Origin of the sequence: Halomonas organivorans, from assembly GCF_014192055.1 — a bacterium.
GTDB lineage: Bacteria > Pseudomonadota > Gammaproteobacteria > Pseudomonadales > Halomonadaceae > Halomonas > Halomonas organivorans.
The window spans coordinates 510,805-526,923 of sequence record NZ_JACHXM010000001.1 but is presented as its reverse complement, the minus strand read 5'-3'; the positions used below and the strand labels follow the sequence as shown (position 1 = coordinate 526,923).

The following is a 16,119-nucleotide window of genomic DNA, read 5'->3' as shown; positions in this document are numbered from 1 at the left end:
GGAGACCGTGAATGGCGGTCTCCGGGCCCGACCACGATGCTGGAGACTCGCTCATGGCCGCTTTGTATCGCTTGACCGATCGCATCGCCGTCGGCCTGGCGCTGCTCGGGACCCTCGGTATGCTGCTGATGGTGATCCACATCACCCTGGACGTGGTACTGCGCTGGACCCTGTCGGTGTCGGTGCCCGCCACCGTCGAGCTGGTGACCCGCTACTACCTGATCGCCATGGCGCTGCTGCCCCTGGGCTGGGTGGAGCGCCGCCGCGGGATGATCGCCGTGGAGGCCCTGGAGGGGCTGATGCGTCCCTGGCTGCTGCGCCTCTCGGACCTGTTGGTGGTGGTGCTCTCGGTGGCGGTCTACGTCGTCCTGGCCGTGGCCACCTGGGGCAAGGCCATGGAGCAGTTCGACATCGGTTCCTACGTGATGTCGCTCAATGTCGCCATTCCCGTCTGGCCGACCTATTTCGTGCTGCCGCTCGCCTTCGGCCTGGCGGCCCTGGTCTGCGCCGTCCGCCTGCCCGCGCTGCTCGGGGGCGAGGCGCCCGAGCCCGCCGGCCAAGGAGAGAGGTGAATCATGTCCGTCTCCATCGGCCTCTATGGCCTCGCCGCCCTGCTGTTGCTGCTGGCCCTGCGCGTGCCGGTCGCCCTGTCGCTGATCAGCGTGTCGCTGGGCGGCATGACCCTGATGCTGGGGTGGGACACCGCCATCGGCATGCTGTCTTCCTCCCCCTACGAGTTCATCGCCAAGTGGACGCTCAGCGCGGTGCCCATGTTCCTGCTGATGGGCTTCGTCTGCTTCCATTCCGGCCTGACCCAGGGATTGTTCAATGCCGCCAAGGTGCTGTTTCGCTGGCTGCCTGGCGGGGTGGCGATCTCGAGCATCGTCGCCAGCTCCGGCTTCGCCGCGGTGAGCGGCTCCAGCGTGGCCTGTTCGGCGGCCATGGGACGCATCGCCATTCCCGAGATGGTCAGCGGCGGCTACAAGCCCAGCTTCGCCTGCGGCACCATCGCCGCCGGCGGCACCATCGGCGCGCTGATCCCGCCGAGCATCCTGATGATCGTCTACGGGGTGTTCGCCCAGGTCTCGATCACCCAGGTGTTCCTGGGCGGTATCACCATCGGCCTGCTGACCGCGCTGAGCTATGCCCTGGTGATCCTGCTGGTCAGCTGGTGGCGCCCGGACATCGTGCCGCGCGAGGCCGTCGGCGCCCGCGAGCTCGGCGCCCGTGAGGCCCTGGTCGATATCTGGCCGGTGCTGGTGCTGGGCGTGCTGGTGTTCGGCGGGCTGTTCTCGGGCGTGTTCACCGCCACCGAGGCGGGGGCCGTGGGCGCCGCCGGGGCCATCGTCATCGCCCTGGTTCTGGGTCGCCTGAATCGCGAGGCCATGAAGGCCGCGCTGCTCGAGACGCTGACCACCACCTCGGCGCTGCTGATCATCGGGGTGGGGGCGAGCATGTTCACGCTCTTCCTCAGCCTGAGCGGGCTGGCCGGCTACATCACCGGGGCCGTCAGCGGCTGGGATCCCTCCTATCTCGAGCTGATGCTGGTGGTCGTCTGCATCTACCTGTTCCTGGGGCTGTTCATGGAACCGTTCGGCGCCATGCTGGTGACCCTGCCGGTGCTGCTGCCGGTGTTCGAGCTCTACGACGTCAGCCTGATCTGGTTCGGGGTGCTGCTGGTGAAGCTGCTGGAAATCGGCATGATCACGCCGCCGGTGGGCATGAACATCTTCGTCATCAAGGGCGTCGCCGGGCAGTACGCCTCGCTGGTGGACATCTTCAAGGGCGTTGCGACCTTCCTGGTCGCCGACATCCTGGTGGTGGCGCTGGTGATCTTCTATCCCCAGATCGTGCTGATGATGACCGGCGGCTGAAGGCCGCCAGCGGCGGGGAGTGGTGCGCCTCAAAATGTTTGTTGTTTAAACAATATATTCAAATCTCAGCATTCTATGCCTGCACAAGAGGGCCGAGACAGTGAGCAAGATCATCGACAGCAGTACCGCGGCCGCACTGATCCAGGATGGCGACACCGTCGCCTGGACCACCGCCGGCCTGTGCGGCTTCGCCGAGGCAGTGGCCGCGGCGCTGGAGACGCGCTTCCTCGACAGCGGATCGCCCCGTGACCTGACCGTGGCGCACAGCTGCGGCTGCGGCGACGGCAAGACCCGCGGCATGAACCACCTGGGGCATGCCGGCCTGGTCAAGCGGCTGGTCAGCGGCCACACCGGCCAGGCGCCGCGCATGGGCGAGCTGATCCGCGAGAACCTCATCGAGGGCTACTTGTTGCCCCAGGGCGTGATGGCCCACCTGTGGCGACACATCGCCGGCGGTAAGCCGGGGGTGATCAGCAAGGTGGGGCTCGGCACCTTCGTCGACCCGCGCCTGGAGGGTGGCAAGGCCAATACGGCAGCCGAAGAGGACCTGGTCAAGTGCCTCGAGCTCGAGGGCGAGGAGTGGTTGCTCTATCGCACCTTCCCGATGGACGTGGCGGTGATCCGCGCCACCACCGCCGACGAGCGCGGCAACCTGAGCCTGGAGCGCGAGGCGATCTTCCTCGAGCAGCTGTCGATGGCCCAGGCGGCCAAGAACAGCGGCGGCATCGTCATCGCCCAGGTGGAGTACCTGGCCAAGCAGGGCAGCCTGCATCCGCAGCGCGTCAAGGTGCCGGGCGACCTGGTGGACTACGTGGTGGTGGCCGAACCCGAGCAGCACATGCAGACCATGGCGACCGGCTACAACCCGGCGCTCTCCGGCGATCTCAAGGTGCCGCTCGGCGGCATCGCGCCGATGCCGCTGGATCCGCGCAAGGTGATCGCCCGGCGCGCCGCCATGGAGCTGGTGCCGGGTGGCATGGTCAACCTCGGCATCGGCATGCCCGAGGGGGTCTCGAGCGTCGCCGCGGAGGAGGGCGTCAGCGACCTGATGACCCTGACCACCGAGCTCGGCACCTATGGCGGGGTGCCGGCTAGCGGCGGCGACTTCGCCACCTCCTGGAACGCCGAGGCGATCATCGACCACGGCTACCAGTTCGACTTCTACGACGGCGGCGGCCTGGACGTCTGCTTCCTCGGCCTGGCCCAGACCGACCACGAGGGCAACCTCAACGTCAGCAAGTTCGGCGACAAGGTGGTCGGCCCGGGCGGCTTCATCAACATCAGCCAGAACGCCCGCAAGGTGGTGTTCTGCGGCACCTTCACCAACGGCGGCGAGGTGATGGTCGAGGACGGCCGGCTGGCCATCCGCCGGGAAAGCCATCGCCGCAAGTTCGTGCAGCGCGTCGACCAGGTCACCTTCAGCGGGCGCTACGCCCGCGAGGTCGGCAAGCCGGTGCTGTTCGTCACCGAACGCTGCGTGTTCGAGCTGATCGACGGCGAGATCACCCTCACCGAAGTGGCGCCGGGCCTCGACATCGAGCGCGACATCCTGGCGGCCATGGACTTCGTGCCGCGCATCGCCGACGAGCTGCGCGAGATGCCCCATGAGCTCTTCCAGCCCCAGTGGGGCGGGTTGCGCGAGCGGCTGACCGTCGCCTGAGCCCCGCGGCGAGTCCCTTCATCCCATCGAGGAGTCGAACATGTTCAAGAACGCCTATATCCCCTATGGCGGTTATTACTCCAGCCCCTTCTGCAAGTGGATGGGCAGCCTGGCCAACGTCAACTCCATCGAGCTGGGCGCGGCCACCAGCAAGCGCTGGTTCGCGTCCCGCGATCTCGACCCGACGATCATCGACTACCTCTATCTCGGGGTCTCGGTGGGACAGAAGTCGATCTTCTATGGTGCGCCCTGGGCGGCGGCCATGATGGGCGCCGGACAGGCGCCCGGGCAGAACATCACCCAGGCCTGCGCCACCGCCACCACCGCGGTGTTCAATGCCGCCCTGGCGGTGGAGGCCGGCGCCTTCGACACCACCTATTGCCTGCTCGCCGATCGCACCTCCAACGGCCCTCACACCATCTGGCCGAATCCCACCGGGCCGGGCGGCGAGGTGATCGCCGAAAACTGGAACATGGACAACATCGCCGCCGACCCGGCCACCGGCAAGGACATGCTGACCACCGCCGAGAACGTGGCCCGCGAGCACGGCTTCACCCGCGAGCAGGCCGATGAATTGACGCTGCATCGCTACGCCCAGTACGCCGAGGCGCTGGCCGACGATCGCGCCTTCCAGAAGCGCTACATGTTCCCGCTGGAAGTTCCCGTCTCGCGGAAGGACACCAAGCTCGTCGAGGCAGACGAAGGGGTGACCGCCACCAGCGCCGAGGGCCTGGCCAGGCTGCGCACGGTGCAGCCCGACGGCATTCACAGCTTCGGCGCCCAGACCCATCCCGCCGACGGCAACGCCGGCATCCTCGTGACCACCCGGGAGCGGGCTCGAGACCTGAGCACCGACCCCCAACTGGCGGTGCAGGTGGTGGCCTACGGGCACGCCCGCACCAAGCCGGCCCATATGCCCATGGCACCTGCCACCGCCGCTCAGCGGGCGCTCGATCAGGCCGGGCTGACGCTCGACCAGATCAAGACGGTCAAGAACCACTCGCCGTTCATCGCCAATGACCTGCACCTGGCCAAGGCCCTGGGCCTCGATGCCAACGCCTTCAACAACTATGGCACCTCGCTGGTGTTCGGCCATCCGCAGGGGCCGACCCTGGCGCGGCTGCTGATCGAGGCCATCGAGGAGACCGCGCTCAAGGGCGGCGGCTACGCCCTGGTGACCGGCTGCGCGGCGGGTGACTCCGCGGCGGCGCTGGTCGTCAAGGTGGGCTGAGGTCGCGCCGCCGCCATTCACGCCCGGGGGCATATGCCCGGGCAACGCAGAAAAACAACAAGAGAACAGCAGTTCTCCAAGGGGACTTTCCCCATTCATGGCTCTCTGGAAATCGAGCCTTTCATCACGACAACAATACGGAGCAACGCAGCGATGACATTCAATAACAAGCTCGCACTCGCCGTGGCCGTCGCCTCCATGTCTTCCCAGGTTCATGCCCTGGAGATCGCGGAGGTCGACGGAACGACATTCAGCGTTGGTGGCTATGTCAAGGCAGAAGGTATTTTCACCGACCCCGACGGTGGGGACAGGTACTTCGATGGTTCTGCCCGCCAGTCTCGGCTTAACTTCAAGGTGGACCGAGAGATCGAGGGGCATGATGTCACGGCCTTCGTGGAAGGCGACTTCTGGGACAATGCCACCGATACCAGCGATACGAGCTACGCCATGCGCTTGCGCCATGCCTATGTCAAGGTCGACAACCTGACGCTTGGCCAGACATGGACGGGACAGTTCTATGCCTCGGCGCCGTTCGACGTTCGGGTTCTGGATTTCTATGGCACGGGCATCGGCACCATCGCGGGAAGCGGGGCCGTCGTGCGGCCCGACCTGGTCCTGCACTATACGACGGGCGGTTTCCGTTTCAGCTTCCAGGATCCGGTCTACAGCGATGCCGACGTCCCGGACATGGTGGCCTCATACACCCATCGAACCCAGGCGGGGCATGCGTTCAACCTGGCCGTTACCGGGCGTGAGGTCGAAACCGGGCTGGATGACTCGGAGTTCGGTGCCGCGATCTCTCTGGCGGGCAAGCTGAACTTCGGCGATACCTCTGTCGCCCTGAGCGGCTACACGGGGGAGGGGAATAACGTACAAGCCGGCTGGGGGTATAACGGCGCGGCATCACCGGGCAGCATCGCACGCAAGGGAGAAGTCGACGCCAACGGCGATCTGGTCAGCACGACAGGCTTTTCCGCCGGTATCAGCCACCGCTTTACCGAGCGACTGAGTGGCAACGTGCGCTACGGGCAGGTGACCGCCGATGAGGTATCGCCGGCAGTGGAGGACGACACCCTGCAGGTGACCAACGTCAACCTGATCTACACCTACCTGCCGGGCCTGGACCTCGGCATCGAGTGGCGTGATCGCAACGCGCTCACCATGCCGCTGCGCCCGGGCGGCCAGCAAGTCGAGCTGATGGCCATGTACAAGTTCTGATGCAGTGATTCCCGGATAAATTCTTTTCCGCGTTTCGATCCATTGAAAGGTGAATCATCGGCCGTTCCGGTGCTCGATGATTCGCCTCTTTTTTAGTGTTCTTCGTGGGAGCGACCTTTAGATCGCGAAGGCGCCGTCAGGCGCCTAGGAATGCGTTCCCAATCGTGCAGTGGTGCCGGATCTTGCACTCCCATAATGATATTACACGCCAAGATGCGAAGACCCCTTGTTTAGGGGCCGACGTCGGCTTGGTGCCATTTTCGAATGTTCCAGCATGGTGGGCACGGGACCCAACTAAATGGAGATGATGCGATGAAGTTGCACGAACGCGTGGCCGTGGTGACCGGTGCCGGTCGCGGCCTGGGCGCCGCCATGGTCGAGCGGCTGGCCGCCGAGGGGGCCCGCACCGTGGTGGTGGACATCGATGGCGAGGCCGCCCGGCGGGTGGCCGAAACGCTGGTCGAACGGGGCCACGACAGCCTGGCGATCGCCTGCGACGTGGCTGACCGTGCCCAGGTAGCGGCGCTGGTACGGCGCGTGATAGAACGCTTCGGCCACCTGGACATCCTGGTCAACAACGCCGGCATCACCCGCGATGCCGCTTTCCTCAGGATGACCGACGAGCAGTGGAACGCGGTGATGGACGTCAACCTCACCTCCATGTTCCTGTGCACCCAGGAGGTCGCCCGACACATGGTCGAGCGCCAATCCGGGCGCATCGTCTGCATCAGCTCGCTGTCCGGCAATGAGGGCAACGTCGGCCAGGCCAACTATTCCGCCGCCAAGGCGGGCGTGATCGGCTTCGTGAAGAGCCTGAGCAAGGAGCTGGCGCGTCAGGGCGTGGCGATCAACGCGGTGGCGCCGGGGTTCATCGACAGCGAGATGACCGCGCAGATTCCGGAAAAGGTCCGCGACAAGCTGCTGGCGCGGATTCCCCAGGGCCGCAGCGGCCGACCGGAGGAGGTGGCGGCGGTGGTGGCCTTCCTGGCCTCCGACGAGGCTTCCTACGTCAACGGGCAGACCCTCAACGTCAACGGCGGGATGTACGTGTGACGACGTGGGTTGGCATACAGAAGGCGCAGACCGCACCTGGTCAGCGCCAAGGATATCGCAGTTGGCCATGGTGAGAGCGCCGGGGGCAGCTCGTCGAGGGGGTTTTTGGCCATGGGTGAGGCGATCTTCGCCGAACGCGCTGGCCATGGATGGCCAGCGCCGGCTCTGCAAGCGGAGCAGGATGCGAGAGCGAAGCAGGGCCAAAGTAGCGCCCAGGGAGGGGTTCATAGCGCCCCTCGCCGACCTGTCGCCGGATCAGCCCAAACGATGCGGTTATCTGCGATTGCCCCGTGGTCAGCGCCTTCTAGCGTAGCTTACAGCTTGCTCTCGAGCTCCGGCAGCGCCTCGAAGAGATCGGCGACGAGATCGGTGGCTGCCGAGAGCGCGACCGATGGGGTCGCGCCTTGCCTTGGGCTTAGAGCTTCTGTTCCAGCTCGGGCAGCGCCTCAAAGAGATCCGACACGAAACCATAGTCTGCGACCTGGAAGATCGGCGCCTCGTCGTCCTTGTTGATGGCGACGATCACCTTGGAGTCCTTCATCCCCGCCAGGTGCTGGATGGCACCCGAGATGCCCACCGCGATGTACAGCTCCGGGGCCACGATCTTGCCGGTCTGGCCGACCTGCATGTCGTTGGGCACGAAGCCGGCATCCACCGCCGCGCGCGAGGCGCCGATCGCCGCGCCGAGCTTGTCGGCGACGGCCTCGAGCAGCTTGAAGTTCTCGCCGCTGCCCATGCCGCGGCCGCCGGAGATGACGATCTTGGCGGCGCCCAGCTCGGGGCGGTCGCTCTGCTCGAGCCGCTCGTCGATGAAGCTCGACAGGGCGTTGTCGATGCCGGCCTCGACCGCTTCCACGGCGGCGCTGCCCTGATCTTGTGAAGAGCCGCCCACGGCATCGAAGGCGGTGGGCCGCACGGTGATCACCTTCAGCGCGTCCTCGCTCTGCACGGTGGCGATGGCATTGCCGGCGTAGATCGGCCGCTGGAAGGTGTCGGCGCTCTCCACGCCGATGATCTCGGAGATCTGGCTGACGTCCTTGAGCGCGGCGAGCCGCGGCAGCACGTTCTTGCCGGTGGTCGAGGCCGCCGCCAGCACGTGGCTGTAGTCATCGGCCAGCGCCACCAGCAGGTCACCCAGCGGCTCGGCCAACTGGTGGGCGTAGACGGCGGCGTCGGCGACGCGCACCCGGGCCACGCCGTCGAGCCTGGCGGCGGCCTCGGCGATGGCGCCGACGTTCTCGCCGGCGACAAGGACGTCGATATCGCCACCGATGCTCTCTTTCACTTTCCGGGCCGCGGCGACCACATGGGCGGTGGCCTCGGTCAGCTGGCCGTCGTGGTGTTCCGCAAGGATCAGGATGCTCATCCGATCGGCTCCTTTCAAAGCAGCTGTTTTCAAAGAACCTTTGCTTCGTTCTTGAGTTTGTCCACGAGCTCGTCCACGGAGCCCACCTTGACGCCGCCCTGACGCTCGGCCGGCGGCTCGACGCGGATCCGCTTGAGCCCGGAGGCGACCGACACGCCCAGTTCGTCCGGGGTCTTGGTGTCCAGCGGCTTCTTCTTGGCCTTCATGATATCGGGCAGCTTGGCGTAGCGCGGCTCGTTGAGGCGCAGGTCGGTGGTGACGATGGCCGGCAGCTGGAGCGCGACGGTCTGCAGGCCGCCGTCGATCTCGCGGGTGACCTTGAGGCTTTTGTCATCAGCCCCGCCATCAACCTCCACTGCGGAGGCGAAGGTGCCCTGGGGGCGGCCGGTCAGCGCGGCGAGCATCTGGCCCACCTGGTTGTTGTCGCTGTCGATGGCCTGCTTGCCGAGAATCGTCAGGCCCGGCTGTTCTTCCTCGACCACCTTGGCCAGCAGCTTGGCCGCGGCCAGCGACTCGACGGCCTCATCGGTCTGTACGTGGATGGCACGATCGGCGCCCAGCGCCAGCGCGGTGCGCAGCTGCTCCTGGGCGGCCTTGGGGCCCACGGTGACCGCGACCACTTCCGTCGCCACCCCTTTCTCCTTGAGCCGCACCGCTTCTTCCACGGCGATCTCGCAGAAGGGGTTCATGGCCATCTTGACGTTGGTCAGGTCGACGTCGGAGTGATCCGGCTTGACCCGGATCTTGACGTTGTAGTCGATGACGCGTTTGACCGCGACGAGGACTTTCATGGGCTTCTCCTGTCTGTGAAGAGAACTTAGAGGCGGGTTTCGGGAAACTGGGCCAGGACGTTGCCGCCGTCACGCACGGCCCGGGCGTGGGAGGCTGCCTCGGGCGCCACGCTGGCCATGTAGAAGCGGGCGAGATCGATGATGCCGGCCAGGTAGTCGGCGTCGCCCTCGTCGGCGTCGAGCTGGCGCTGTGCCGCCTGGGCGGCCCGGGCCAGTTGCCAGCCGCCGCACACGGTGCCCAGCAGGTGCAGCAACGGCACCGCGCCGCCGTATAGCGCGGCGGTCCGTTCCTTGCCCTGGGCGAGCAGCCAGTCGGCCGTGGCGGCCAGGGTGTCGAGCATCTCGTCCAGGCTCGTGGCCAGCTCGGTGAGCCGATCGTCCTTGCCGACCGAGCGGGCGCAGGCGCGGATGTCGTCGATCAGCTCGCGCAGCGTTTCGCCGTTCTCGCGCAGGATCTTGCGGCCCAGCAGGTCGTTGGCCTGGATGCCGGTGGTGCCTTCGTAGATGGTGATGATGCGGGCGTCGCGAAACAGCTGGGCGACGCCGGTCTCCTCGACGAAGCCCATGCCGCCGAACACCTGGATCGCCTCGTCGCACAGGTCGTTGCCAATCTCGGTGCACCAGCCCTTGGCCACCGGCATCAGCAGGTCGACGTAGCGCCGGTGCCTGTCGGCGACCTCGGCGTCGGGATGGTGGCGGGCCAGGTCGAACCAGCCGGCGGCGGTGTAGAGGAAGGTGCGCATGGCCAGTAGCCGCGCGCGCATGCCCACCAGCATGCGCTTGACGTCCGGGTGGTGCAGGATCGGCAGGCCCGTCTCGCCGCTGACCACGTTGCGTCCCTGGACGCGCTCCCGGGCATGCTCCAGCGCCGCCTGGTAGGCGCGCTCGCCCAGCGCCAGGCCTTGCACGCCGACCCCGAAGCGGGCCTCGTTCATCATGATGAACATGGTCTTGAGGCCCTGGTGGGGCTCGCCGACCAGCTGGCCCACGGCGCCGTCGTTATCGCCGAAGCTGAGCGTACAGGTGGGGCTGCCGTGGATGCCCATCTTGTGCTCGATGGAGATGCAGCGCACGTCGTTCTTCTCGCCGGGGGTGCCGTCCGCCTCCAGGCGGTACTTGGGCACCAGGAACAGCGACAGCCCCTTGACCCCCTCGGGGGCGTCGGGCAGTCGAGCCAGCACCAGGTGCACGATGTTGGGGGTGAGTTCGTGCTCGCCGTAGGAGATGTAGATCTTCTGCCCGAAGAGGCGGTAGTCGCCGCCGGGGTCGGGCTCGGCGCGCATGCGGGTGGCGGCCAGGTCGGAGCCGGCCTGGGGCTCGGTGAGGTTCATGGTGGCGGCCCACTCGCCGCTGACGATCTTCTCGAGCCAGGTGGGTTTCTGATCCTCGCTGGCGGCGATCAGCAGCGCCTCGGCCTGGCCGACGTTGAGCTGTGGCAGCATGGTGAAGGCCATGTTGCTGGAGAACCACATCTCCCATACCGGGGTGGAGACCAGCTTGGGCAGGCCCTGGCCGCCGAATTCCTCCGGCAGCGACAGCCCCAGCCAGCCCGACTCGCAGAACTGGTCGTAGGCGGCCTGCCAGCCCTCGGGCACGATGACCCGCTCGCCCTCCAGGCGGCAGCCTTCCAGGTCGCCCTGGCGGTTGGTCGGGGCCAGCACGCCGGTGGCGAACTTGCCGGCCTCCTCGAGGATCGCCGCCACCAGGTCGGGGGAAGCCTCCTCGCAGGCGGGCAGCGCTGCCACGTCGGGAAGGCCGGCGAGCTCGTCGAGAATGAACTGCATGTCACGCAGCGGCGCGTGGTAATCGATCATGGTGGTGTCCTCCTGGCCTGGGGTGTCCTGTGCCGAGCATTAGTGGTTGGCACAGGCGCCCCGCCTGGCCGCCACCGGCGGCCAGGCTATCGAGATCAGCAATGAAGCGGCTCATCGCAGACTGGCGTGCAAGTGCTAAGGTCGAGGGAGCGCACGCCCCGGCGCGCTAGCTCGGCGACTCGCTGCGTGCATGGGGCGCCTGCCGGCGCCATCGCGCACTGAAGTGCACTCCCACAGGCATTGGCGGTGTCCGCGAGCATTCCCGCCGACAGGCATGAGCCAATGAATCGCATGGCTCCGAGGATGGCCGGAACACTCGACGAAGCTGGTCCGTCCTCTGGCGGGCCTTACCGGGGTGCCATGCGCAGGGCGCCGTCCAGCCGGATCGTCTCGCCGTTCATCATGGCGTTGTCGACGATCTGGCAGGCCAGGCGGGCGAACTCGTCGGGCCGGCCCAGGCGGTGGGGGAAGGGGATCGACTCGGCCAGCGACTGCTGGACCTCCTCGGGCAGCGTCTCCATCAGCGGCGTCATGAACAGCCCCGGGGCGATGGTCATCACGCGGATGCCGTGGCGGGCCAGCTCGCGGGCGACGGGCAGGGTCATCGACACGATGCCGCCCTTGGAGGCGGCGTAGCCGGCCTGGCCGATCTGGCCGTCATAGGCCGCCACCGAGGCGGTGTTGACGATCACCCCGCGCTCGCCGTCGGCCTGGGGCTCGCCCTCGGCCATGGCGGCGGTGGCCAGGCGGATCATGTTGAAGGTGCCGATCAGGTTGATCTGCACCACTCGCGAGAAGGTCGCCAGCGGCTGGGGGCCCTGGCGGCCCAGCACCTTGGCGGGATCGCCGATGCCGGCGCAGTTGATCAGCCCCTGCAGGCCGCCGAAGTGCGAGACGGCCAGGTCCACTGCAGCCTGGGCGTCGTCCTCGCGGGTGACGTCGGTGCGCTGGAAGGCCGCGCGCTCGCCCGAGCCATTCTCATTCAGCTCGGACGCCAGGGCCTCGCCGCGTTCGGCGTTGAGGTCGGCGATCACCACTCGAGCGCCGGCGCCGTGCAGTTCGCGCACCGTGGCTTCGCCGAGGCCGGAGGCCCCGCCGGTGACGATGAAGGTATTGTCCTGAAACTTCATGGTTCTCTCCTGAAACGGTAAACGACGTCGGTAGGAAAACGCTGATTCATGTCGCGAATGCCGCCATCCATCGGCCTTTCCTCAGGTGCGCGGGCCCTTGCCCTTGCGCGTCAGGAACTCCCCGATGCGTTCGGCCACCTCGGGGCTGGTCTGGGTCAGGGCGGCGGTCAGCGACTCGACGAACAGGCCGTCGTCGCTGGACATGTCGCCGATGCGCGAGATGGCCGAGACCATGGCCCAGTTGGCCATGGGCGCGTTCTCGGCGATCCGCTCGGCCAGCTGGCGGGCCTTGGCCAGGCTCTCGCCCTCGCCGACCACGTAGTGGGAGAGCCCCAGGCGCTGGCCCTCGTCGGCGTCCATGAGGCGACCGGTGAGCATCATTTCGCACATGCGGCCGGCGCCGATGATGTTGGCGACCCGCACCGAGGCACCGCCGCCGACGAAGATGCCGTGGCGCCCCTCGGGCAATTGATAGAGGGTGTTCGGCTCGGCGACGCGCACGTGGGCGGCACTGGCCAGTTCCAGGCCGCCGCCGATCACCGCCCCCTGCATGGCGGCGACCACCGGGATGCCGCCGTTCTGCAGGCGATCGAAGATGCGGTGCCAGCCGCGTGAGTGCTGCATCACGCCGAAGGGTTCGCGATGCTGGTGCTCGGCGAGATCCAGCCCGGCGCAGAAGTGCTTGCCCTCGGCGGCGAGGATGATCACCCGGGTGCCTTCCGGTGCGGCGACCACCGCCTCTTCCAGGGCGCCGAGCAGGCGGTCGCTGACCGCGTTGCGCTTCTCGGGGCGGGCCAGGGTGATGGTGTAGATGCTGTCATCCAGTGACGTCTTGACGAGGGTCTCGGTCATGGTGGGCCTCGGCGATGTGGAAAGTGGTGAATCAGAGCGTGATGACGGCCGTGGCCGGCGTGTCGGTGGCATACAGGGTCTGGACCCGATCGGCGCGCCGGGTCAACACCTGGCGCTGGTTGATGTAGCCCTTGTCGGTGATCTCGCCGGCTTCCGTGGAGGGCGGCTCCTCGAGCAGCAGGGCGCGGGTCGGATAGGTGGAGCTGCCGCCGCCCTTGGCCTTCAGGGCCTGCATGCCCTGGCGCACGCGCTCGACGACCGCGGGATGCGACAGCACGCTCGCCGCGGGAGCGTGCTCGTCGAGATCCGGGCACAGGCGGCGGCACTCGCCAAGATGCGGGAAGATCAGGAAACCGATCTCGTCGCGGTCGTGGCCGGCGACCACGATGTCCAGGGCGATAGGCTTGAGGGCGTCGAGGCCGGCCATGCGCAGCGCGCCCACGTGCACCCAGGTGCCGGTGAGCAGCTTGAAGTCCTCGCTGACGCGGCCGTCGAACAGCAGGCCCTGTTCGGGACGCTCGGCATCCACGAACTTCACCGCGTCGCCGATCATGTAGAAGCCCTCGTCGTCGAAGGCCTTGGCCGACAGCTCGGGCTGCTTCCAGTAGCCGGTGAAGATGTTGGGCCCCTTGACGCGTACCTCGAGTTTGCCGGCGGTGGGCACCAGCTTCAGGGTGGTGCCCGGCACCGGCACGCCGATCACACCGGAGCGGATCGCCGGGTAGTGGCAGTCGGTGCAGATCGGCGCGGTCTCGGTGGAACCCCAGGAGGAAGCGATCAGCACCTCGCGGCCGGTGGTCTGCCGCGCCATGCTCTCGAGCTCGGTCCACAGGTGCGCGGGAAGGGCCGCGGCGGCGTAGAAGACCAGCTGCAGGCGGCGGAAGAAGGCCTCGCGCAGGGCGGCGTTCTCGCGCAGCAGGGGCATCAGCATGTCATAGGCGCGCGGCACGCTGAAGTAGTGGGTCGGCGAGACGTCCACGAGATTGCGGGCGGTCTTCCCGATCAACTCCGGGGTCGGCTTGCCGTCGTCCAGATAGAGGGTGCCGCCCCAGTGCAGCACGATGTTGAAGTTGTGGTTGCCGCCGAAGGTGTGGCTCCAGGGCAGCCAGTCGAGCAGCACCGGCGGACGTTCGGCCAGCGTCGGCCAGATGAGGGCCTTGGCCCGCTGGTTGGAGCACAGCATGCGCTGGGTGTTGGGCACCGCCTTGGGCGTGCCCACCGAGCCCGAGGTGAACAGGAACTTGGCGATGGTGTCCGGGGTGATGGCCGCGAAGGCGCGTTGCACCGAGGCCTCGTCGCGCTCGACCTCGAGTTCGGCGAAGGGCAGGGCGCCTGCGATGTCGCGGCTGCGGCCGCCGGCGACCAGCTCGCCGTCGTGGCAGTCGGCGATGTTCTCGAGCGCCGGGCGAAAGGGCTCGATCGGGTCGGCGTAGACCATGCCCGGCTCGAGCAGCGCAATCTGACGCTTGAGCTTGGCGTGGTCCTTCGACATCAGCGAGCTGCCCGGCGAGATCGAGCAGCAGGGCACGCCGATATGCATGGCCGCGGTCATCAGCAGCGCATGCTCGATGCTGTTGTCCGAGAGGATCACCAGCGGACGCGCCGCGGAGAGCTCCCGGTGCAGCAGGGCGCTGGCGATGGCGATCACCCGACGATGCGCCTCGCCGTAGGTCAGTTCTCGCCAGCCTCCCTCGCCATCGCGCTCGGCCAGCCAGACCCGTTCCGGGGCCTCGCGGGCCCAGTGCTCCAGCCATTCGCCGCTGCAGCGAGCGTAGTCGCCGGCCAGGGGAATCGCGGAATCCAGCAGCTGGGTGCCATCCTCCCGCACCTCGAGTCGTACCCGGGGCTCGGTGAAGGACGGGGAGGCGGATGGTTCGAGTGTGGAGGCTGTCATGTCGGCTCCTTTCGGTCTCCCGGCTGAGCGGGCGATATGTTGTTATCAAATACTGTTGTTGTGTTAAACATTATGTTTGGAGACTACAACAGCTTTCCCGACGGGTCATCCCCGCGAGCTACGTCTTTGGTCTATGGGCCTGATGCGCACGGAAACGCGAACGGCGGCCCGTGGGCCGCCGTTCGCGTTGTTCAGGAAGGAAAGGGAGGAGGGGATCAGGCAGGGCACTGTCCCTTCAGGGCCATGGCGTCATCGTAGACCTCGGCGGCGCGCTCGCCGTGCTCGCCCAGGTAACGGTCGATGGTCTCCTGCAGTACCGGGCCCCAGTCGGGGTCGTCGAGGGCATCGTCGATGACCAGGATCTCGTCGCCGGCCGCCTCGGCCTCCTGGCGCCCCTGGCGGATCAGCTCGTCGTAGACCGCCGCGGCGCGCTGCGACCACTCCGGGCCGCTATGGTCGTCGATGACCCGTTGCAGGTCGGCGGGCAGCGTCTCATAAGCGCGCTGGCTCATGGTGGCGAATAGCGACAGGTCGTAGAGCGGGATTTCGGTGTGATGGTCGGCCAGTTCGTTGAGCCGGAAGGTCTTCATGGCCTCCCAGTTGAAGCTCAGGCCGTCGACCACGCCGCGCTGCATGGCGGTGAACACGTCCGGCGCCGGCATGCCCACCGCCTGGGCGTCGAGGCGCTCGAACATGTCGCCCACCAGCGGCGTGGGGCGGCGCAGGCGCAGGCCGGCCAGGTCGTCGGGCGTCTCGATCGCCCGCGCCTGGGTGTGCAGGTAGCCCGGCCCGGTGGTGAACAGGAACAGCGGATGGGTGTCGGCGTATTCGTCGTCCAGCGCTCCCCGGTCGTAGAGCGACTGCAGGATGCAGGCGCCCTGGGCGGCGCTGGCCGAGACGCCGGGCAGCTCGACGACCTGGGTCAGCGGGAAACGCCCCGCGGTATAGCCCTGGGCCGAGGCGCCGATATCGGCGATGCCGCTGGCGGTGCTCTGGTAGGTCTGATCCGACTTGGTCAGGGTCTGGCCGGGGTAGACCTCCACCTCCAGGCGGCCCTGGGCGGCCTCCTCGACGCTGGTCGCCCAGGCCTGGAAGAGTTCGCGGTCGATCAGCGAACCGCCGGGCCACACGTGGGCGATGCGCAGGGTGGTGGTCTCGGCGAGGGAGGCTTGGCTGGCCAGGGCGCAGGCCAGCGCGAGGCAGGTCACGGTCGGCTTGAGTCGCATGGAATCCTCA

13 protein-coding genes are annotated in these 16,119 nt (G+C 67.4%); 6 read left to right on the top strand and 7 right to left on the bottom strand.

Features of this window, described 5'->3' with window-relative positions; genetic code table 11:
- Window positions 1–53 precede the first annotated feature (53 nt).
- From FHR96_RS02400 to fabG, 6 genes are all read left to right on the top strand, one after another.
- Window positions 54–572: a TRAP transporter small permease gene (locus tag FHR96_RS02400; protein ID WP_183386032.1), complete on the top strand. Its 519-nt coding sequence runs from the start codon at window positions 54–56 to the stop codon at window positions 570–572.
- Between the two features lie 3 nt (window positions 573–575).
- Window positions 576–1,874 carry a TRAP transporter large permease gene (locus tag FHR96_RS02395; protein ID WP_183386031.1) on the top strand — a complete coding sequence of 433 codons (1,299 nt, stop codon included), beginning with the start codon at window positions 576–578 and terminating at the stop codon, window positions 1,872–1,874.
- A gap of 100 nt (window positions 1,875–1,974) precedes the next feature.
- Window positions 1,975–3,534 (top strand): malonate decarboxylase subunit alpha, encoded by a 1,560-nt coding sequence (locus FHR96_RS02390; RefSeq protein WP_183386030.1) that lies wholly within the window; start codon window positions 1,975–1,977, stop codon window positions 3,532–3,534.
- 40 nt (window positions 3,535–3,574) lie between these two features.
- Window positions 3,575–4,765, top strand: a complete 1,191-nt coding sequence (locus FHR96_RS02385) for a thiolase family protein (RefSeq protein ID WP_183386029.1) — start codon at window positions 3,575–3,577, stop codon at window positions 4,763–4,765.
- 33 nt (window positions 4,766–4,798) lie between these two features.
- The gene (locus FHR96_RS02380) at window positions 4,799–5,983 is read left to right on the top strand and encodes a porin family protein (RefSeq protein WP_246392727.1); all 1,185 of its coding nucleotides are present in this window, start codon (window positions 4,799–4,801) and stop codon (window positions 5,981–5,983) included.
- A 312-nt stretch (window positions 5,984–6,295) separates the two neighbouring features.
- Window positions 6,296–7,036, top strand: coding sequence for a 3-oxoacyl-ACP reductase FabG (gene fabG, locus FHR96_RS02375; protein ID WP_183386028.1), 741 nt, complete (start codon window positions 6,296–6,298; stop codon window positions 7,034–7,036).
- 415 nt (window positions 7,037–7,451) lie between these two features.
- On the opposite strand, the gene FHR96_RS02370 is transcribed toward fabG, so the two are convergent.
- The 7 genes from FHR96_RS02370 to FHR96_RS02340 all read right to left on the bottom strand — a co-directional run bounded on the left by FHR96_RS02370 (window position 7,452) and on the right by FHR96_RS02340 (window position 16,109).
- Window positions 7,452–8,402, bottom strand: coding sequence for an electron transfer flavoprotein subunit alpha/FixB family protein (locus FHR96_RS02370; RefSeq protein WP_183386027.1), 951 nt, complete (start codon window positions 8,400–8,402; stop codon window positions 7,452–7,454).
- Window positions 8,403–8,431: 29 nt separating this feature from the next.
- Window positions 8,432–9,193 (bottom strand): electron transfer flavoprotein subunit beta/FixA family protein, encoded by a 762-nt coding sequence (locus FHR96_RS02365; RefSeq protein ID WP_183386026.1) that lies wholly within the window; start codon window positions 9,191–9,193, stop codon window positions 8,432–8,434.
- A 26-nt stretch (window positions 9,194–9,219) separates the two neighbouring features.
- Window positions 9,220–11,007, bottom strand: coding sequence for an acyl-CoA dehydrogenase (locus FHR96_RS02360; RefSeq protein ID WP_183386025.1), 1,788 nt, complete (start codon window positions 11,005–11,007; stop codon window positions 9,220–9,222).
- 347 nt (window positions 11,008–11,354) lie between these two features.
- Entirely contained in the window at window positions 11,355–12,137 is a 783-nt protein-coding gene (locus tag FHR96_RS02355) for a 3-hydroxyacyl-CoA dehydrogenase (RefSeq protein ID WP_183386024.1), read from the bottom strand.
- 81 nt (window positions 12,138–12,218) lie between these two features.
- Window positions 12,219–12,989, bottom strand: coding sequence for a crotonase/enoyl-CoA hydratase family protein (locus FHR96_RS02350; RefSeq protein WP_183386023.1), 771 nt, complete (start codon window positions 12,987–12,989; stop codon window positions 12,219–12,221).
- A 31-nt stretch (window positions 12,990–13,020) separates the two neighbouring features.
- Entirely contained in the window at window positions 13,021–14,883 is a 1,863-nt protein-coding gene (locus tag FHR96_RS02345) for a feruloyl-CoA synthase (RefSeq protein ID WP_183386022.1), read from the bottom strand.
- 215 nt (window positions 14,884–15,098) lie between these two features.
- Window positions 15,099–16,109, bottom strand: a complete 1,011-nt coding sequence (locus FHR96_RS02340; RefSeq protein WP_183386021.1) for a TRAP transporter substrate-binding protein — start codon at window positions 16,107–16,109, stop codon at window positions 15,099–15,101.
- Window positions 16,110–16,119: the final 10 nt, after the last annotated feature.